The sequence below is a fragment of the Chryseobacterium sp. SG20098 genome (genome assembly GCF_031844745.1).
Classification (GTDB): Bacteria; Bacteroidota; Bacteroidia; order Flavobacteriales; family Weeksellaceae; genus Chryseobacterium; species Chryseobacterium cucumeris.
The window spans coordinates 4,415,716-4,435,266 of sequence record NZ_CP134622.1 but is presented as its reverse complement, the minus strand read 5'-3'; the positions used below and the strand labels follow the sequence as shown (position 1 = coordinate 4,435,266).

Genomic DNA, 19,551 nt, shown 5'->3' with positions numbered 1-19,551 from the left:
AAGCTTCAGAGTATATCTGAAGCTTTTTTATGGTAGTTTATTTTTAATTGATCAACTTTTTATTATTGGTCAGTTCGATACTTTTTATAGAACCTACCGGTGCTATTTTTATCGTTTTATTTCCTTTGGCCAGATAAATATAATACATGCTGTTGGATCCTATGAGATGTACCTGGTCAAAGCTTTCATCACCATAGTTTAACTTATAGTCATATTTAAGTTTATTCTCCTTTATCTTCCTGGTGAGCCCAAGACCCTCTCCCCATCCTATCCCTACAAAAAAAGACAGTAACATCATGGCAAGAAATCTCACAAACATATTGGTAAAATGATTCTCAATAGCTTCTTTAGTCATAGTTTTATGTTCTTTAAGAGAAGCCATTTTTAAAGCCCATTTTTTATCTCTATTGGCCTGTTTTGACAAAAAAGAGGGAAAAGCAAATGAAAATACAACTATAATAATGAGGGCAATCAGTATTACCGGGTGAGCCGTTAGAGTAGCTATCGGGCTTATCAAAATATCCATTATCGTTGAATATTTCAGAATATTAATCCCTATCTGATAATAGAATACACTCTCTTTTAATATTCCCATTATGACGAGGAAAAGATATCCGAACGGAAGAGATCTCTGAATTCCTTCTGAGTATTTCATGGATGTTTTTATTGGTTTAGTTTTATATTAGTTCAGATCAATACTATTGATGTACGAAAATATAAAATTATCATCAAATTAAAACATACAGATTTATTTTTCACATTCTTTGATCAGATTTCTCAAAACTTCCTCTGTAGATTCTTCACTGTACCGATGAATGGACTGCCCTACCCATATTCCTACAAATTCAGGATTTTGTAGAGCTTTAGCTGCTTTTCTCAGGGCATTCGTAAGTTTGTTCTGATAAGGATAAGGTAAAATATATTCTGAGTTTTCAACTGTTTCTATAAACTGATTTTTCACTCCTCTGGCATACCTTCCGGAGAAACTTTTCGTTAAAACAATTTCGTCTTCTGTTACTTTTTTCAATCGTTCTTTTTCAAAAGGCAAAAGAGCACTTTCCTGAGAAGTTAATAGAAGATTTCCAACCTGAAAACCTTGCGCACCTAAGTCTTTCACAGCCTTTAATGTTCTTGCTCCGTAAATTCCTCCTGCATAGATTAAAGGAACATTTACCTGATCAAAGATCTGCGATAGTAAAGATAAACCTCCGATCTGCGGAATATTTTCTGCTTCAAAACTTCCTCTGTGTCCTCCAGCTTCAATTCCCTGCACACAAATAATATCAATACCGGAATTTTCAAGCAACAATGCTTCCTTTACAGAAGTACAGGTTCCTATAAGGATAATACCTTTTTCCTTTAATCTCCGAATACTCTGATCATCAAGATTTCCAAACGTAAAGCTTACAATTTTACAGTTTTCTTCAATAATCGCATCCACCTGTTCACGATAACCGTTGACACTGATTTCTTCAAGATCCGGAAGGTGCACTTCGATACTATTGTCTTTGGCCAGCTGCTCAATAAATTGCTTGGTTTTACTATACTTTTCTCTTAAAGCATCTGTCACTTCAGGAATGTGATGAACAAATATATTGGCAGCAAACGGTTTATCAGTCAGTTTTCTTGTTTCCCTGATTAATTCCACAGACTGGTCTGCAGAAAGGTCAGCCAGCGCCAAAGATCCGAGACAGCCTGCTTTTGTAGCTGCTAATGCCATCTGTACCGTGCTCACTCCAAACATTGGAGCCTGAATTACAGGATATTCTATACCTAGTTTTTTACTGATTGTATCCGGCCAAAACATAAGAATTATTTTTATTAAAATGTACGAAGAACAAAGCAATAGTTTTTGTTCCAAGATATGATATTGCTCACTATTTATTCAAGGTTCAATGTTTAGAGTTTAAGGTTGTTGATCAACTTCTATTCTATATTAAATGAATAAAGATTTACTTTTTCTTCCTGAGTTCTTTGTAGAACAATTTTAATTCCGGATCCAGTTTTTCTGTTGCGTAAGAAAATGTAACGGCAGACATTGTTTTTACATAAGCAGTGAGAAAACCGTGTAATTTCTTTTTGTCTTTTTTTCCGGCTTCCCGAATCCAGCTTCCTACAGCTTTATTCACAAACTCGTTTGGATCGTGAACAAGAATTTCCGCTATGGCAAAAGTGTCTGCTACCTCATTTTTCCGAATAAATGCATGAGTGCTTACGATGGCTGTTCTTCTTTCCCATGGACTGTCGGAATCAGCAAGTTTGTATAAAATGTCTCTCGGTTTATCAATAAGATATTCTCCAATAATACTTCTGGCAGCTCTGTCTACAAAATCCCAGTTATTCAAACGGTCATGGCGGTTGAGATAGAGATCAAAAAGGGCTTTCTTATGGTCTTCAGACGTTTTTTTACTTCTCGCCTGAAAATCCATGATGCTTACCGCTCCCATTCTTACCTCATAAAAATCACTGTCAAGAAGCTTATTGATTTCCTCCAGAGACATCTCCGAAAATTCTTTAGCCGTAGAAAAAACATCTCCGAATTTCGTCCCGAAACTCTTGGTAATACCATCATTTCCTTTGAAAAACTTCTCAGCTTTATTAAGCTCTTTTTCATTCTTAAATAATGCGAGTGTTTCTATGAATTCTTTTGCAGTCATGGTTATATTGATTTAAAAATCCCGCAGATCTCACAATAGCTCAGATTCGTAGATCTGTAAATTTGTGAAAGCTGCGGGATGTATTTTTTATAAATTCCAGATTAAATATCCGCTACGGAATTTAACATTTTTTGCTCCCATTCAGGATCTTTAGGATCAAAAAATAATCTTTTCCCAGTATCTAAAGAACGGACAACATTCATTTCATCTTCTGTCAGTTCAAAATCAAATACATTAAAGTTTTCTTCAATTCTTGAAGGGGTTACAGATTTTGGAATCACGACAAATCCTTCCTGTAAGTGCCATCTCAAAATTACCTGAGCTACTGTTTTTCCATATTTTTCTGCAATAGCTTTCAGATCAGGATTGCTTAAAAGATTTGCATTACCGTTTCCTAACGGGCTCCAAGGTTGAGTTACGATATTATTTTCTCTGTCATACACCTGCAGTTCTTTCTGCTGAAATACAGGATGCAGTTCAATCTGATTGATAACCGGTAAAACAGTTGAGTTAGCTTTCAATTCCTCCAGTTTTTCTACTGTAAAATTGCATACTCCAATCGCTTTGATTTTTCCTTCGTGGTATAATTCTTCCAAAGCTTTCCATGTAGCCAGAAAATCTCCGTATGGCCAGTGGATAAGATACATATCAAGATAATCCATCTGTAATCTGTCCAATGTTCTCTGAAAAGCACTTTTCGCCTTTTCGTATCCATGATCCTGAACCCATACTTTGGAGGTGATAAACAGTTCTTCCCTGTTTACACCACTATTTTTCACAGCAGCACCTACCGCGGTTTCATTCTGATAAATAGCAGCAGTATCAATCATTCTATATCCCGTCTGAATAGCTTTAATTACCGCATTTTCACACTCCTTCAGATCTTCCATCTGCCATACTCCGAATCCTAAAGCCGGGATATCCACTCCGTTATTTAATGTTACCACAGGTTGTCCTGTATAGGTTTTCTTTTGCATAAATCTTTATTTTAGTTATTAATATAAAGTGATAAACAAATTTGCAATAAAAAATTGAAAATATAGCCTACCAATTTTACTGTTCCTGTTAAAAAATTGTTATTCATAAGGTTCTTAAGATGATGTTTAAACTACCCCGTCTTTTTGCTTTGCAAAAATCCACCCCTTCAAAGAAGGGGAATGAGTGGTCGATAAAACGGCTATGTCTACTTCTAATTTCCAGCCTCAAAATCCACCCTTCTGCTAGCATCTCACCTCCATTTTCCCTATTTTTGTCTAAAATTTAGAAATCATGTCACAACATATCAGATTGGCTACAGCAGAGGATTATCCGGCAATTATGGAAATATGGGAATCAGCAGTAAAAGCAACTCACTATTTTCTTACTGAAGAGGATTTCAATTATTTCAAGGAAGCCATTCCAAGAGACTACCTTCCTCATCTGGAAGTGTATTTAATTACTGAAGATAATGAATCTAAAGGGTTTGCTTCTGTAGCAGACGGTAATCTGGAAATGCTTTTCATCCATAATGACACGCGTGGAAAAGGGTACGGTAAAAAACTTTATCAGTTTATGAAAGAGAAAACCGGACTGACGAAAGTAGATGTCAACGAACAAAATCCCCAAGCCATTGGGTTTTATGAAAAAATGGGATTCAAAAAGGCCGGAAGATCTGAGAAAGATGGTTCAGGAAAGGATTATCCACTTATTCATATGAGTCTGTAAATGGAAAATTTCACTTTCAATCTATTGCATTCTGATTCGGAGATTCCTTATCATCTCCTGTTGTTGGCTGATGAAACCCAGGAAGCAATTAATCAATACATTTTCAATTCTGATATCTATCTTCTGCATGACGGTACTGAAAGCATTGCGGTAATGGCATTGTGCAGAAAAAGCAATACTGAACTGGAAATTAAAAATGTTGCCGTCATTGAAAGCTACCGAAGCAAAGGCATCGGAAGTATTCTGATGAATAAAGCAAAAGAAATTGCGAAAGAAAATCATTATAAAACACTGACTGTTGGAACATCGGATACCGGTGTCCAACAGATCAGATTTTATGAGAAAAACGGTTTTATTAAAAGTGGAATCCTGAAAAATTTTTTTATTGAAAACTATCCGGCTCCTATTTATGAAAACGGTTTACAGATGAAAGATATGGTTTTATTAAGCCATCACCTTGCGGAATAAGCCTTTGATATGCTCTATTTCGGTTTGATAATTGGTTTTCTTACGACAACCGAAATACAGGGTATTTTCAAACTTTTTCTTTCCTTCCCAGATCAGCTGAATATTACCGCTTGCAATATCATTTCTGCATAGAAAGTCAGGAACAACGGCTAACCCAGTTCCTCCTTTGAGGCAACGGATGATTGAGTTCATGTTGGGAACGATATAATTAGGACGAAAATTCGGTTTATGACCAAAATTCAATATCCAGTACTGGAAAAGATGTTCCATATCACCAGTGGTTCCGTACCATTTTTCGTTTTTCAGCCACTCCTCTATCTGTTCTGCATCTTTTGTTTTCAATACTTTATTGAAAGCTGTTTTATCCACATCCTTCCCTCCAACCAGAATGATCTGCTCGGAAGAGAATGCTTCATGTTCGATATTGGGTGAAGATCCTTTTTTGGGAGTGATGATCAGATCGAGGATTCCCTTATCCAGTTGGTCCAGCATTTCTGGGTATTCTCCGAAACTGATAATCAGATTAAAAGGCAATGAAGAAACATATTGCTCCAAAGTGGTCTGAAAAGTCTCAAAGCACATCCCGACACTGATGGTTGGAGTATGCTTCTCTGTAGATTTTTGGAAATTTTTCTCTACATCTTCGAGTTTGGTAATAGGTTCGGCAACTGCATTAAACAATACTTTTCCTCTTTCTGTCGGAATCATTTTTCGACCCGTTCTGTCGAATAGTTTGTATCCAACATAAGCTTCCAATGAGCTTAAGTGAAGGCTCACTCCCGGCTGTGATATAAACAGAGCATCGGCAGCACCTGTCAATGTCCCGGTTTTATAGATCGCCTTAAAAGTACGATACCATTCTAAATTAACCATGACTTAATTATTAATATTATAATACAAAATTACAAAATAATTATAATATTGATACGTTTTCATTTTCCAGGAATGACGCATAATAATCGGGAATCCCGCTTTCCCTTATCTGGCGGGCAGTTTCATCAATCGGGTAAGACAGCTGAATAATTTCAGGAGTAATTTTTTCTTCATCTAATGTAAGAATAAGGTAAGAAGCCAGTCTGTTTTCTTCTTTAGAACGCCCCACGGAACCACAATTGACAGCCCAGGTATTATTTTCAAACTGTTTTTTAAATGATAAATGGGTGTGCCCCATCACAACAAGATCAACGTCCGCATTCTTCAACATAGATGTAAAAACCTCATCACTCTCAGATTCGTATAAATAGGTATCATTACTTTCAAGACTGGAATGCACTAACTGTATATTCCAGTGTTTTTTACCTTTTTTATAATTTAGTTTTAAATGAAAAGGGAGTTCGGAAAGAAATTTTTTGTTGGATTCTGTAATATGCTTTTTTGAATGATCTATCGCAACGAATCTGGCAGTGGTTTCTTCTTCTGAATGCTTAGACAAAGGAACTACAGGAATATCAAAGGCAATTCTTTCATCATGATTTCCCATCAGGCAGGGAATGTTCAGACTTCTTATTTTTTCTATCACTTCATTGCCCCAGGGTGCAAAATCAACCAGATCTCCCAAGCAGAATCTCTGACTGATTCCTCTTTGCTCTATATCCTTCAACACGACTTCCAATGCAGGAAGATTTCCATGCACATCACTAAAAACAGCTATCTGTATCATTGTCCTTCAATTTGTTAGACAAATTTACCTGTCAGAAAATAATTCCGGTTCAGAGATGATATGATATTTTACCATGAAATGGAAAATTGTCAATCGTCAATTTTTGCTTCGCAAAGTCAATAGTGAATGATTAACTGCTGATTAGAAATACCTATATATAAACAAATCAGCTGCACTCAATCCCGAACCTGTAAAAAATTCACAAGTGAAGCGGATTGATTCTTCGCCAGTCACGATCAACAAACCTCACATCTCGTACCCGGACCACGTACCCCAAAACGTGTAAAAAATTCACAAGCGAAGCGTATTGACCATTGACCATTCACATATATAACCTTAAATCTCTCAAACTATAATTTAAATAATACTTTCCTATAATTTATATTATTTTTATTATACAATCATCTGATCTAACTTTGCAGAGTAAAATTCAAACAATCATAAAAAAATGAAAAAAGTACTAATCATCAACGGAGGACAGAATTTCGGACATTCCGGGGGAAAATATAATCAGACTATCGCAGACAATACATTAGCCGTTCTTAAAGAATTTGATAATGTAGAAGTAAAGATAACCAATGTAAGTGAAAATTACGACAAAAATGAAGAAGTGGAGAAATTTGTCTGGGCAGACTACATTATTTATCACACTCCAATCTGGTGGTTCCAATTGCCTAACGGATTGAAAAAATATATTGACGAAGTGTTCACAGCAGGTCACGCTAAAGGAATTTATATGAGCGACGGAAGAAATGCTGAAAATCCGGAAATCAACTATGGTACAGGAGGAATGCTAGGAGGAAGAAAATATATGTTGACTACCAGCTGGAACGCTCCCGCAACTGCTTTCACTCTTCCCGGAGAATTTTTCAGTGAAAAAAATGTGGATGAAGGACCATTATTTGGTTTCCACAGAATGAATGCCTTTGTTTCACTGGAAAAAATGGAAAGCTTCCACTTCCACGATGTGGAGAAAAACGCCAATATAGAACGCGATATGAAGCTTTACAGAGAACATGTGAGAAATGTTTTTGAAAAAGAATTAAGATCTGAACTGGTATCATGAAAAAAATACTGATCACAGGTGTTACCGGCTATATAGGCGGAACTATCGCAAAAAAACTCCTCGACAGGAATTATGAAGTGACAGGACTGGTTCGTAATGAAACCCACGTACAGGAACTGGAATCATTAGGAATCAAAACCATTGTGGGAAATATTCATGATGAAGATCTTATCAGAACAGCAGTTTCCGATGCAGATGCAGTTATTCATAATGCAGATTCAGCAGATGATGCGTATGCAGCAGATAACTTTATCAAAGCTCTGGAAGGAAGTCAGAAAACCTTTATATTCACTTCAGGCTCTGCCATTTTTGGAGGAAAGGAGAATGGTAAAAAAAGTGACTTTATCTTCACAGAAGATTTCCCTTTGCAGCCAAGACTGGAAATGGCATCAAGAGTATTGATCAACAATTACGTCCTGCAATCTGCCAGCAAAGACATACGAAGTATTGTTATTGTTCCTACCATGGTTTACGGAGAAGGCCTTGGAATAAAAAAAGACAGCATTCAGATTCCGGCTCTTATCAACTTTTCTAAAGAGAAAGGGCATGGTGTTTATTTTGGTGAAGGTGAAAATATCTGGTCCAATTTACATATTGAAGATCTCGCAGATCTGTATGTACTCGCATTGGAAAAAGCAAAAGGAGGCTCTATCTATTATGCAGAAAACGGTTCATCTTCTCTGAAAAACATTGCAGAAAATATCAGTAAAAAATATAACTTACAATCAGCTAAATCATTAAGCATACAGGATGCAGTTGACAAATTTGGTCCTGCAGGAGGTTATTTCGGTTTTGCATCCAACAGCAGATGCAGTTCAGATAAAGCCAAAGCAGAACTGGATTGGAAACCTATCTATAACTCTATTGAAAATTTTATTTAATATGAAAATTCATCTTACAGCCATTATAAAATCCAAAGCAGAACATCAGGCAGAAGTACTGGAAGTTCTTCAGAATATGGTAAAAGAAACAAGAAAAGAAGAAGCATGTGAACTTTACAACCTTCATCAGGGAATTGAAAACAAAAATGAATTTGTTTTCTACGAAATCTGGAAAAGCAAGGAAGGGTTGGCACAACACAACCAACAGCCTTACATTCAGGCCTTCGGAGCTTTGGTCGAGGAGAAACTTCAGGAAAAACCACAGATTTATATCACCAATCTTATTTAACAATGAAAAAATTAGCGTTTTTAATGCTTGCGATCTTTACGATAGGATTCATACAGGCACAAACCAAAAAATCAAAGAATATGAAAAAGAAAATTTTATTCGTCGTTACCAGCCATGATAAAAAAGGCAGTACCGGTGAAGATACAGGATATTATCTGGGTGAAGTTTCTCACCCTTGGGAAGTTCTTCACAAAGCAGGATATGAAATCGACTTTGTAAGCCCGAAAGGCGGAACACCTCCGGTAGACGGCTTCGATTTAAAAGATCCTGTCAACAAAGAATTCTGGGAGAACAAGGAATATAAAAATAAGATTGACCATTCCATGACACCATCGCAGGTAAATCCAACAGAATATTCAACCATCTTTTATGCAGGTGGACACGGAGCAATGTGGGATTTTGCAGACAATAAGGAGCTGGCAGATATTGCTTCCAAAATTTATGAAAATGGAGGAATTGTTGCCGGAGTATGTCATGGTCCCGCAGGTTTGGTGAATATCAAGCTTAATAATGGGAAATATCTTGTAGATGGTAAGAAAATCAATGCTTTTACCAATGAAGAGGAATCTGAAGTAAAATTAACGAACGTTGTTCCATTCTTACTGGAAGATAAACTGAAAGAAAGAGGAGCAAAATTTGAAAAATCAGGGCTTTGGCAAAATCATGTGGTAACAGATCAGAGAGTAATCACAGGACAGAATCCACAGTCTGCAAAAAGCGTTGGAGAAGCTATCGTAAAAGAATTAAATAAGTAACAGACAATTTTTAACCACAAAAGTCACAACAGTTTTCAGTCACTTAAGTAAAAAAAGATGCTATTCAGAATACAGAGAAGAACACTTAAGTTCTTTTTAAATCCGAAAAGTTCTTAAAAGGGTCACTACTGAAACGGCGAGAATTCCCCTCCTCCGGAGGGGTGGCGAAAATTCAAAGAATTTTTGACGGGGTGGTATAACACAACAACAATTTTTAAACAAACAAAATGGAATACAGAAAATTAGGAAACACCGATTTAGAATTATCAGCAATCACACACGGAGCTTTTGCCATCGGTGGAAACATGTGGGGCGGTAATGAAAAACAGGATTCCATCAATTCTATTCACGCTTCATTGGATCATGGAGTAACTTCTATTGATACCGCACCATTCTACGGTTTCGGACTGAGTGAAGAAATGATCGGTGAAGCTATCAAAGGAAAAGACCGTTCAAAAATTCAGCTTTTAACAAAATTTGGATTGGTATGGGACGGAAGTAATAATGGCAAAGGAGAATTTTTCTTTGATGCAGAAGATGAAGGAAAGACTCTTCCCGTTTATAAATTGGCTTCTAAAGAAAACATCATCAAAGAAGTTGAAGAGAGCTTAAAAAGATTAGGAACAGATTATATCGATCTTTTACAGCTTCACTGGCCGGATAGCACAACACCAATTTCCGAAACTATGGAAGCTATGGAATTATTGATCCAGCAAGGAAAAATCCGTACTGCAGGAGTAAGCAACTACAGTGTAGCTCAAATGGAAGAAGCCAAGAGAACTTTGCTACTTGCCAGCAACCAGGTTTCTTACAGCATGCTGAACCGTGCTATTGAAAACGATCTTGTCCCTTATTCTTTAGAAAATAATACAGGAATTATTGTGTACAGCCCAATGGAAAGAGGTCTTTTAACAGGTAAATATTTCAAAGAAAACCAATTAAAAGAAAACGACCACAGAAACGGATATTTTTCACAGTTTGATCTGAATAAAGTGAAAATTTTCTTAGAAAAAATAGAACCTATTGCACAGGAAAAAGGAGCAACGCTTTCTCAACTGGTATTAAGATGGACAACGCTTCAGCCAGCAATCACAGTCGTATTGGCAGGAGCAAGAAATGCCCAGCAGGCCATCGAAAACGCAAAAGCAATATCTATTGACCTTTCACAGGAAGAATTGAACTTTATCAATTCTGCTTTGAGCGAAATATAATATAAAGCTGGAAGAAGGAGGCTGGAAGATGGAAGTTATTGATGTCGGATAACCAATAGATTGGTTTACGATTGAACTTCAACTGTCATTCCGACGAAGGAGGAATCTCTTTGTTACATGCAGAAAAGTGCATAGAAACCACCTAATTATCAATACACTAATAGAACTTCCCTCTCCCAGCTTTCTGCTTCCCTCTTTTAACCCCCAAATCTTTTTAAAAATGAAAAATAATCTGATCAAAATGTTCGGGTTAGCCACGCTATTGACTATCAACAACATTAATTTAAAGGCACAGACACTTGTCAACCCGGAGGATAAATCATGGTATCCGTCGGCTTATGGTGAGAAAGATGAAATAGGAGCAGCCAATCTATTAACGCCGGAAGTTGTAAAACAGGCACTAGGATTAGTAAAACAGGGCAAAACATTAGCGCTTGCGGTTCCTATTGATAAAAACCTTCCTGCTTTCAGACACAGAAGTTTCAATTTATACAATATTCAGCCCGGAGAACAGGGCGGAAAAAGCATAGGTCCTAATAAATTCACCTTCAATGACGAACTGGTCAACGGATGGACCGGAGTGGGAACACAGCTGAACGGTATCGGACACATTGGTATTGACAATACTTACTATAACGGAAACAAGGCAACAGATTTCGTAACCGTCGAAGGCGTAAAAAGATTGGGTGTTGAAAAAGTACCCCCTTTCGTTACCCGAGGTGTAGTGCTTGATATGACTGCTCATTATGGAAAATCAATCGTACCCGGAGGAACAGAATTTACAGTAGAAGATATTAAATCTGTTTTGAAGAAACAGGGACTTATTCTACGAAAAGGTGATATCGTTCTTTTTAATACCGGATGGCTTGAATTGATCGGTAAAAATAATCAGCAATTCCTGGAAACAGAACCCGGAATCGGTATGGATGCCGCAAAATGGCTTGCCGATCAGGGAATCGTAGCTTTTGGTGGCGACACCTGGGCTTCTGAAGTCTATCCTAACCCAAAAAGTAAGGAAGAATTTCCCATCAACCAGTTTATGCTGGCTAAAAAAGGAATTTATAACCTGGAACTGATAGACAGCCGTCCTTTGGTAAAACAAAAAGTCTGGGAATTTTTATTCGTGCTGGGACAGCCTTTGTATGTAGGTTCTACTCAGGTGAATGTAAATCCTGTAGCTATTTATTAATTTAATTATTAGAAATATAATCCGAGAAACGGAGAGACAATGTAATTCCGGTTTAAAAAATAAAATGAACCAAAAAATTTATTTTTAGAATTAATACCCGAACCCTGTTACACTGTCACTTTGCATCTTGCATCAAAACGGCCTTTCAAAAATTTGAAAGGCCGTTTTTTTTAATAAAATAAATATCCATAGATAATACAGTCTTCATCAACTTTTATCCTCCATCTTCCTGACTTCCCTATTTTGCAATCGGAAGATGAGTACTTACTGCAATTCTGTTCCAGGCATTGATGGTAATAATCGCCATAATAATCTGAGCGATCTGGTTTTCATCAAAGAAAGACTTTGCTTTCTGATACGTTTCTTCAGTTAAACCTTTATCGCTGATCAGTGTAATTTCTTCCGTCATAGCCAACAGCACCTGCTCTTCTTCAGTGAAAAATTCTTTTGCTTCTGTCCATCCGTTCAGAATAAAAATTCTTTGAGGATTTTCTCCGTATTTGATGGCATCTTTGGTATGCATATCAAGACAGAAAGCACATTTATTGATCTGTGAAGCTCTGATCTTAATCAGTTCCTTCTGAATGTGTGTTAAAGAAATCGTTTGTAAATACCCTTCCAATCCCAGCATAGCTTTATAGGCTGCTGAATCTACTGTTGCAATATTTAATCTTGCGCTCATAATATTATATTTTTTTGGTTAATTGATCTATACTTAAAGAATAATGCTGCTGTACCGCCAGTAAAAGCGCAGCTGCACTTCCCACCCATACGGAATAGTTCAGTGGAGCTTTTGGTCCCGATGCGATGGTCATGGATATCGCAAAAATTAACAGCAGGATACTGCTTCCGTAGGCCGCAATTCTTGTTTTAAATCCAAAAATCAGCATCAAAGGAAAAAGAATTTCTAAAAAGGTTGCGGCATACGCTGAAACCGTACTTAAAGCTTCCGTAAGAAAAAAGGTAAGCTGTCTTGTATATTCTTTAAAACGCTCCATGTTTCCCCATGAAGAATTTTCTTTACTCCACCATCCGAACCTGTCTGCCACCGCAGAAAGCATCGTAACGGCGAGAGCCAGTCTTAAAAAAAGTTGCGGAAATTGATATTTTTGATCTGTCATTGCATTTGCTTTTAATCACATGACAAATTTCCGTCTTCTGATCCGTAAAAAACTTAAACTGGTTTAAGATCGTAATTTTGCTCTGATTTCACTCAGATATTCCGGAGTAAGATTCAAAAATGAGGCAATCAGATATTGAGGAATCCTTTGAATAAACCACGGATACAATGTACTGAAATGCATATAAAGTTCTTCTCTGGACATCTCATACAAATAACGGATTCTGCGTTCCGCAGCAGCATATGCCCGCTGATAGATCATGCGAAAATACCTTTCCATAACAGGATGCTTTTGTAATAATTCTTCCTGTCGCTCCAGATCAATCACCAAAACGGAAGAAGGTTCTACCGCCTGTATAGAAAAGTTAGTTTGTATATGCCTTTCGTAAGCAAATGTATCTGTAATCCACCAGTTTTCAATGGCAAATTCCGTCGTCTGCTCTACTCCTTTTTCATTGATAAAAAACTTTCTCAGACATCCTTTCACTACAAAATACATGGTCCGGCATACTTCACCTTCCAGCACCAGATTTTGCTTCTTTTTAACATCCATTACCTCAAAAAATGATACAATAGAAGTATATTCTTCGTCAGTTACCGTAATAAATTTGTTTAAATGTGATTTGAATGAATCCATTGTAAGATTTAATACTCAAACTTAACTTTATTTTTTTAGTTTTACAATGAGAAAAATATTGAATCATGGAAATCGTTGCTAAAATTCTGATCGCTGTCGTTGCACTGGAACACCTTTATATTCTTTGGATGGAAATGTTCGCATGGGAAACCAAAGGAAAGGAAGTTTTTAAAGCAGCTCTCCCTCCGGAAATGTTTAAACCAACGAAAGGTTTGGCTGCGAATCAGGGACTTTATAATGGATTTCTTGCTGCCGGACTGATCTGGTCATTCCTGATTAAAGATCCGCAATGGCAGACCAATGTGGGATTATTCTTTTTAGGATGTGTAGCTGTGGCCGGAATCTATGGAGCCCTTTCTGCCACTAAAAAAATATTTTTCGTTCAGGCTTTACCAGCTATCCTTGCCATTATTGCTGTTTTATTGAAATAATCTTACAGCTTAACTTTTAAAATAATTACCTTATTTATCTTTTAACTTTAATGATAAGAGAAAATTCGTCATGAATCACCTCTTTTAAATAGTATTGAAAATCAAAAACTTACATACGTAAAAATCCATTTAATATAAAATTCGTAAATTTGCACCGTCATAAAAAATTGATATACAGTTTTTTGATGCTGGCAAGCATTTTGATGAAATGTAGCCATTCAAGTTGTTCAGTACACATATCTGTAATTACCTCATCAGTAATTTAATTGTAGAATCTATGTAAAAGATCAGTTTTTTTTACATAATACACTCTTTTTCTAGAGTATAATCTATTGAAATATTTAAAATAAACATAAGGCCAGCAGGTCTTTATGCTGTTATTTTTTTGTTTAAAGCTTTTATCACTAAAGGCTTAGCAAATTATTTTATCCTATCATCAACAGCAGAACAACAAAAGCTAAATGTATATAATGAATTGGTGTACAATTTTTTATATCAAATTATTAATTGAAAAATTCTGAATATGGAAAAAAATGAAAACACTAGAAAAGTAAAACTTAAAGTGGAAGACCTGACCATCATCTTTGGTAAAAACAAAGAAAAAGCACAGGAACTTCTGGATAAAGGTTTTTCCAAAAAGGAAATTCTTGAAAAAACAGGCTGCACCATAGGAATCAACAAAGCCAGTTTTGAAATTTATGAAGGAGAATTCTTTGTGATCATGGGACTTTCGGGAAGTGGAAAATCAACTTTACTGCGTTGCCTTAACAGACTGAATGAACCCACTTCAGGAAAAGTATTCATCAATGACGATGATATTACCAGTAAAAACAACAAGGAACTTTTACAAGTAAGAAGAACGGAAATGAGTATGGTATTTCAGAAATTTGGATTACTTCCCCATCATACAATTCTCGACAATGCTGGTTTCGGATTAGAAATCAGAGGAGAAGATAAAGCTTCACGCGATAAAAAAGCACAGAAAGCATTGGACATCGTCGGATTAACCGGCTTTGAAAACCAATATCCTTCCCAGCTTTCCGGAGGAATGCAGCAGAGAGTAGGATTGGCAAGAGCACTGGCAAACGACCCTGAAGTTCTGCTTATGGATGAAGCCTTTTCCGCACTGGACCCATTGATAAAATCTGAAATGCAGGATCAGCTGCTTGAACTGCAGAATACGTTGCAAAAAACCATAGTCTTTATTACCCATGATCTGGACGAAGCCATTAAAATCGGAGACCGCATCGTCATCATGAAAGATGGTGTCATAGAACAGATAGGAACTGCTGAAGACATTTTAACCAATCCGGCAAGCGACTATGTGAAAGCATTCGTAGAGAAAGTAGACCGTAAAACCATTATTACCGCAAGATCTTTAATGTTTGACAAAGCGACAGTGGTACGTTTCAGAAAAGACGGCCCTGAGGGAGCTTTAAGAAAAATGAGAGCCACGGGATTAGAAAACTTGCCGGTGGTAGATTTTCAAAATAAATTTCTGGGTTTTGTAACCCTTAATGATGTAGTCCGCATTGCCAGAAAGAAAGAACCTACGGTAGAATCTATTATCAACAGCAATGTTCCTTCAGTTTATCCTGAAGTGACTGTTGAAGAGATGTTACCACTGATCTCTGAAAATAAATCGTCCATTGCTGTTATTGATGAAGACAATAAATTTTTAGGTCTTGTCACTCAGTTATCACTGGTCATAGAAGCGACCAAATTTAACGAAGAAGAGATTATCGAATTAAAAGAAATCGCAAACAACCAATAAGATGAATAAAACTATAGATATAGGTCAATATGTAGAAACTGCAATCAATTGGCTCACAGAAAACGGAAAACCTGTATTTGATGTCATAAAGCATCTGGGAAATTCCTCTATTATGGGGATTGAATGGGTTTTAACAAACACTCCTTTTTATGTAATCATTCTCTTTTTTACCCTGCTGGCACTATGGAAAGCCGGAAAAGGCATTGCTGTAGTAACGGCTGCCGGATTAAGTTTAATATTTTTAATGGGATTATGGAAAGAAACCATGGAAACGCTGGCACTTATTTTTGTTTCCACCATTACAGCCCTTATTCTTTCTATTCCGCTTGGAATTTTAGCAGCGAAAAGCAAAATAGCTGACAAAATCATTCGTCCTTTACTGGATTTGATGCAGACCATGCCCGCATTTGTCTATCTGATCCCGGCTGTACTGTTTTTCAGTATCGGTAAAGTACCGGGTGCTTTTGCAACGATTATTTTCGCCATGCCGCCAGCAGTTCGATTAACGACACTGGGAATTGAAGCCGTTCCGAAAGATATTGTGGAGGCTGCCAGAGCTTTTGGTGCCACCAACCGTCAGATTCTGTTCAAAGTAGAGCTTCCTTTAGCGATGAAAACGATTTTAACAGGGATTAATCAAACCATATTGTTATCATTATCCATGGTCGTTATTGCAGGAATGATTGCTGCAGGCGGTTTAGGGGAGAAAGTACTGGAAGGAATTAATAATCTGGATATCGGATTAGGATTTGAAAGTGGTTTATCCGTAGTGATATTGGCCATTATCCTCGACCGTATTACTCAGGGATTTGTAAAGAAAAAGCAATAAGATGAAACAATTTAAATATCTGTTTTTGCCCGTTTTAATGTTACTATTTACAGCATTAAGTTCGTGTGAAAACATAAAAAATTCTAAATATATTACCATAGGAATGGTAGACGGCTGGGCGGAAGATGTTGCGATGACACACGTTGCTAAAGCTATTCTTGACCAGCAAGGTTATCATGTGATTATTCAAAAAGCCTCTACAGATATGATTCTGGCTTCGATGAATAATGAAGATACAGACCTTTTCATGGGAGTCTGGCTTCCTTACACTCATGCGAAAAAGCTTGCTAAATTTCCTGGGCTGACTCATCTTGGAACCAATTATGACAACGGTCGTATAGGATTAGTTGTACCTGAATACGTTCCTGTTAACTCCATTGAAGAGCTCAATCACAATAAAAACCAGTTCAATCAAAGAATCATTGGAATTGAAAAAGGAGCCGGATTAACCACCGGAACGGATAAAGCAATTATTGACTATAAACTGGATTATCATCAGATTAACTCTTCTACCATTGCCATGATCACCGAATTACAGAACGCTATCAAACGTAAAGAATGGATTGTGGTAACCGGATGGCAGCCCCACTGGATGTTTGGAAAAATGAAGCTTAAATTTCTTGATGATCCTCAAAAGATATATGGTGAAGCAGAACAGATTAAAACTTACTCCAGAAAAAGCTTTGCAAAAGATCATCCTGAGCTGGCCAAATTCTTTTCAAAACTCCATTTTGATGATGAAAACATGTCCGATCTTTTAATGAAAATGGAACAGAGTAAAAACAAAGAAGCCACCGCCAAAGAATGGGTGAAAGATCACGCTGAGCTTGTACAGTCGTGGTTAAATAAAAATTAACAAAAAGATACTTCTTGATAGTATGAAAAATCCTCAACCTTAATCCGGTCTGAGGATTTTTTTTGATCTATTGTTCCGAAGAATTCATTGATTCTTTGATCTTTTCCCGATGAATGATCCCCCAATTCACCAATGTTTCTGTCACCGGAAATACAGATTTTCCATATTCGGTCACCGCATAAGTTACCGTAATCGGCTTTGTATCCTGAATGGTTCTTATGATCAGGAGATTCGTTTCAAGTTCTTTTAATTCTTTACTCAACATTTTCGCAGAGATACCTTCTATACTGCGTTCCAGCTTTTTAAAATGGATCATCTGATCTGGTCTGTTGGTAAGATAACGCAGGATCATCAGTTTCCATTTTCCTCCTAAAACGTCCAGACTGTCCCGCATCGCGAACAATTCCTCTGTGCAGCTGGCTTCTCTTTCAATTCCGTTTTCAATGATTTTTGCCATAATAGTTTCATGAAGGTAACTAGTTACCATTGGTTAACTAGTAGCAAATATAAACTATTCCCGTTTTACATTTGTCTATCAAATTTTAAAGTATGAAAGCAGTTATTTTAAATAAAAACGGAAAGCTGGAAGACGGATTTGCAGAACAGCCAAAACCCAAAAGCAATGAAGTTTTAATTCAGATTAAAGCAAGTGGTTTCAACCCCATCGATTATCAGATGCTGGAAAATGAATTGGAACGGAAACTGATCAGTTCCCCTATATTAGGAAGAGAACTATCCGGAATTGTAGTGGATAAAGGTTCTGATGTTACAGAATTCAATACTGGAGATGAAGTCTATTGTGGCAGCGGCTCCATGGGAAGCAACGGCACTTATGCTGAATATATTGTCGTTCCTGAAGCCATTGTTTCCTTTAAACCAAAAAATATTTCATTTGAACAGGCGGCTGCCATTCCTTCGGCAGGGCTTACTTCTTTACAGATTTTTAACCGTTTGAAATTAAACCCCGAAAATACAGTTTTAGTAACAGGAGCAACAGGAGGAGTCGGTTCATTTCTGATTAAAATTTTATTAGCACATAATATCCAACAGATCACAGCCACGGTTGGCAGCGAGGAAAACAGACAGATTCTTCTCAATCTGGGATTGAAAAATCATCAGATCATCAACTATAAAGAAGAAAATCTAATCGGTAATATTCTAAAAGCCAATAATGATCAACCTTTCGAATATGGAATTGATCTGGTGGGAAACTATATGTCTGAAATCACCGCAGAAGTTTTAAAAATCAACGGAACGTATGTGGATGTGACAGCCTTGGTCACTAGAGATGCTCACGAATCCCTTTTCAACAAAGGAACTATGATTATGAATATCTCCAATTATATGTATGGAATGGTAAAAAAATACGAGTATTATAAAAACAGTTTGCTTACCATCAAAACACTTATTGAAAACGGAACGATTCTCCCTCCACAATATAGAACCGTTGGAAATCTTTCTTTGGATACCGTTCTACAGGCACATTCTATTCTAAAAAATAATCAGACTCAAGGTCATAAACTTATTATGAAACATTAATCTATGAACACAATACCAAGACGAATCGTAACAGGAATAAAAGATGGAAAATCCGTTATTATAGAAGATCAACAAGTAGAAAACGCTGTGGAACACTTCCCTGGGCTTATCATTTCAGATGTATGGAATACCCAGACAACGCCGGCCAGCCTGGATTTTGAAACCCAAATTCCCAATACCGGATTTCCACAAACTCCTAAAAATGGTACTTACTTCCGATATGTAGTAGTTCCTCCTGATAAAGATTTAGGTATAGAATGGAAAAAGAACGAACCTCATCCGATGATGCATCAAACGCCAACACTGGATTATATCATTATTCTTTCCGGCGAACTTTACCTCATCATGGAGGAAGGAGAAACGCTTTTGAAACCTGGCGACATCGTTATCCAGAGAGGAACAAATCATGCATGGAGCAACCGTTCTGATGAACCTTGCATTCAGCTGGCGGTTTTGATTGATGCAGCGATCTAAATTAAAACGAC

General features: G+C 36.9%; 24 protein-coding genes. 14 read left to right on the top strand and 10 right to left on the bottom strand.

Annotated elements, in window-relative coordinates:
- Positions 1–43 precede the first annotated feature (43 nt).
- From RHP76_RS20435 to RHP76_RS20420, 4 genes are all read right to left on the bottom strand, one after another.
- Positions 44–655, bottom strand: coding sequence for a hypothetical protein (locus RHP76_RS20435; protein ID WP_311228916.1), 612 nt, complete (start codon positions 653–655; stop codon positions 44–46).
- 93 nt (positions 656–748) lie between these two features.
- On the bottom strand, positions 749–1,807 hold the full coding sequence (locus RHP76_RS20430) for an NAD(P)H-dependent flavin oxidoreductase (protein WP_311228915.1): 1,059 nt from the start codon (positions 1,805–1,807) through the stop codon (positions 749–751).
- Positions 1,808–1,952: 145 nt separating this feature from the next.
- Complete coding sequence (locus RHP76_RS20425; RefSeq protein WP_311228914.1) at positions 1,953–2,657, bottom strand: DNA alkylation repair protein; 705 nt, start codon at positions 2,655–2,657, stop codon at positions 1,953–1,955.
- A gap of 101 nt (positions 2,658–2,758) precedes the next feature.
- Positions 2,759–3,634 (bottom strand): aldo/keto reductase, encoded by an 876-nt coding sequence (locus tag RHP76_RS20420; RefSeq protein WP_216445200.1) that lies wholly within the window; start codon positions 3,632–3,634, stop codon positions 2,759–2,761.
- Positions 3,635–3,926: 292 nt separating this feature from the next.
- Here RHP76_RS20420 and RHP76_RS20415 point away from each other — a divergent pair, with 292 nt between their 5' ends.
- Positions 3,927–4,361 carry a GNAT family N-acetyltransferase gene (locus RHP76_RS20415; RefSeq protein ID WP_311228913.1) on the top strand — a complete coding sequence of 145 codons (435 nt, stop codon included), beginning with the start codon at positions 3,927–3,929 and terminating at the stop codon, positions 4,359–4,361.
- Entirely contained in the window at positions 4,362–4,829 is a 468-nt protein-coding gene (locus tag RHP76_RS20410; protein ID WP_311228912.1) for a GNAT family N-acetyltransferase, read from the top strand.
- Here the strand turns inward: RHP76_RS20410 and RHP76_RS20405 are convergent.
- On the bottom strand, positions 4,806–5,702 hold the full coding sequence (locus RHP76_RS20405; protein ID WP_062675359.1) for a LysR family transcriptional regulator: 897 nt from the start codon (positions 5,700–5,702) through the stop codon (positions 4,806–4,808). The genes RHP76_RS20410 and RHP76_RS20405 overlap by 24 nt on opposite strands.
- A 40-nt stretch (positions 5,703–5,742) precedes the next feature.
- Positions 5,743–6,489 carry a metallophosphoesterase family protein gene (locus tag RHP76_RS20400; protein ID WP_311228911.1) on the bottom strand — a complete coding sequence of 249 codons (747 nt, stop codon included), beginning with the start codon at positions 6,487–6,489 and terminating at the stop codon, positions 5,743–5,745.
- A gap of 448 nt (positions 6,490–6,937) precedes the next feature.
- On the opposite strand from RHP76_RS20400, the gene RHP76_RS20395 reads away from it, so the two are divergent.
- From RHP76_RS20395 to RHP76_RS20370, 6 genes are all read left to right on the top strand, one after another.
- Positions 6,938–7,555, top strand: a complete 618-nt coding sequence (locus RHP76_RS20395) for an NAD(P)H-dependent oxidoreductase (RefSeq protein WP_311228910.1) — start codon at positions 6,938–6,940, stop codon at positions 7,553–7,555.
- Positions 7,552–8,436: an NAD-dependent epimerase/dehydratase family protein gene (locus tag RHP76_RS20390; protein WP_311228909.1), complete on the top strand. Its 885-nt coding sequence runs from the start codon at positions 7,552–7,554 to the stop codon at positions 8,434–8,436. The genes RHP76_RS20395 and RHP76_RS20390 overlap by 4 nt, the downstream gene beginning before the upstream one ends.
- Before the next feature lies 1 nt (position 8,437).
- The gene (locus RHP76_RS20385; RefSeq protein ID WP_120233545.1) at positions 8,438–8,725 is read left to right on the top strand and encodes a putative quinol monooxygenase; all 288 of its coding nucleotides are present in this window, start codon (positions 8,438–8,440) and stop codon (positions 8,723–8,725) included.
- 2 nt (positions 8,726–8,727) lie between these two features.
- A complete protein-coding gene (locus RHP76_RS20380; RefSeq protein WP_311228908.1) occupies positions 8,728–9,480 on the top strand; it encodes a type 1 glutamine amidotransferase domain-containing protein in 753 nt (250 codons plus the stop codon).
- 227 nt (positions 9,481–9,707) lie between these two features.
- Positions 9,708–10,691: an aldo/keto reductase gene (locus tag RHP76_RS20375; RefSeq protein WP_311228907.1), complete on the top strand. Its 984-nt coding sequence runs from the start codon at positions 9,708–9,710 to the stop codon at positions 10,689–10,691.
- 220 nt (positions 10,692–10,911) lie between these two features.
- A complete protein-coding gene (locus RHP76_RS20370) occupies positions 10,912–11,880 on the top strand; it encodes a cyclase family protein (protein WP_123278839.1) in 969 nt (322 codons plus the stop codon).
- Positions 11,881–12,118: 238 nt separating this feature from the next.
- Here RHP76_RS20370 and RHP76_RS20365 read toward each other — a convergent pair whose 3' ends face one another.
- The 3 genes from RHP76_RS20365 to RHP76_RS20355 form a co-directional block, all read right to left on the bottom strand.
- On the bottom strand, positions 12,119–12,562 hold the full coding sequence (locus tag RHP76_RS20365) for a carboxymuconolactone decarboxylase family protein (RefSeq protein WP_120233542.1): 444 nt from the start codon (positions 12,560–12,562) through the stop codon (positions 12,119–12,121).
- Positions 12,563–12,566: 4 nt separating this feature from the next.
- Entirely contained in the window at positions 12,567–13,001 is a 435-nt protein-coding gene (locus RHP76_RS20360; protein ID WP_311228906.1) for a DoxX family protein, read from the bottom strand.
- 63 nt (positions 13,002–13,064) lie between these two features.
- Positions 13,065–13,637: a Crp/Fnr family transcriptional regulator gene (locus RHP76_RS20355; protein ID WP_311228905.1), complete on the bottom strand. Its 573-nt coding sequence runs from the start codon at positions 13,635–13,637 to the stop codon at positions 13,065–13,067.
- Between the two features lie 65 nt (positions 13,638–13,702).
- On the opposite strand from RHP76_RS20355, the gene RHP76_RS20350 reads away from it, so the two are divergent.
- From RHP76_RS20350 to RHP76_RS20335, 4 genes are all read left to right on the top strand, one after another.
- On the top strand, positions 13,703–14,068 hold the full coding sequence (locus tag RHP76_RS20350) for a DUF1304 domain-containing protein (protein ID WP_311228904.1): 366 nt from the start codon (positions 13,703–13,705) through the stop codon (positions 14,066–14,068).
- 523 nt (positions 14,069–14,591) lie between these two features.
- Complete coding sequence (locus RHP76_RS20345) at positions 14,592–15,842, top strand: quaternary amine ABC transporter ATP-binding protein (RefSeq protein ID WP_062675368.1); 1,251 nt, start codon at positions 14,592–14,594, stop codon at positions 15,840–15,842.
- A gap of 1 nt (position 15,843) precedes the next feature.
- Positions 15,844–16,671: an ABC transporter permease gene (locus RHP76_RS20340; protein ID WP_110367868.1), complete on the top strand. Its 828-nt coding sequence runs from the start codon at positions 15,844–15,846 to the stop codon at positions 16,669–16,671.
- A gap of 1 nt (position 16,672) precedes the next feature.
- Positions 16,673–17,527: a glycine betaine ABC transporter substrate-binding protein gene (locus RHP76_RS20335; RefSeq protein ID WP_311228903.1), complete on the top strand. Its 855-nt coding sequence runs from the start codon at positions 16,673–16,675 to the stop codon at positions 17,525–17,527.
- Between the two features lie 67 nt (positions 17,528–17,594).
- Here the strand turns inward: RHP76_RS20335 and RHP76_RS20330 are convergent, their stop codons facing one another.
- The gene (locus RHP76_RS20330; RefSeq protein WP_311230271.1) at positions 17,595–17,984 is read right to left on the bottom strand and encodes a winged helix-turn-helix transcriptional regulator; all 390 of its coding nucleotides are present in this window, start codon (positions 17,982–17,984) and stop codon (positions 17,595–17,597) included.
- A gap of 92 nt (positions 17,985–18,076) precedes the next feature.
- Between RHP76_RS20330 and RHP76_RS20325 the strand changes: the two genes are divergently transcribed.
- Together RHP76_RS20325 and RHP76_RS20320 are read left to right on the top strand one after the other, a co-directional pair.
- Positions 18,077–19,066 carry a quinone oxidoreductase family protein gene (locus RHP76_RS20325; protein WP_311228902.1) on the top strand — a complete coding sequence of 330 codons (990 nt, stop codon included), beginning with the start codon at positions 18,077–18,079 and terminating at the stop codon, positions 19,064–19,066.
- 3 nt (positions 19,067–19,069) lie between these two features.
- Complete coding sequence (locus RHP76_RS20320; RefSeq protein ID WP_311228901.1) at positions 19,070–19,540, top strand: cupin domain-containing protein; 471 nt, start codon at positions 19,070–19,072, stop codon at positions 19,538–19,540.
- Positions 19,541–19,551 lie beyond the last annotated feature (11 nt).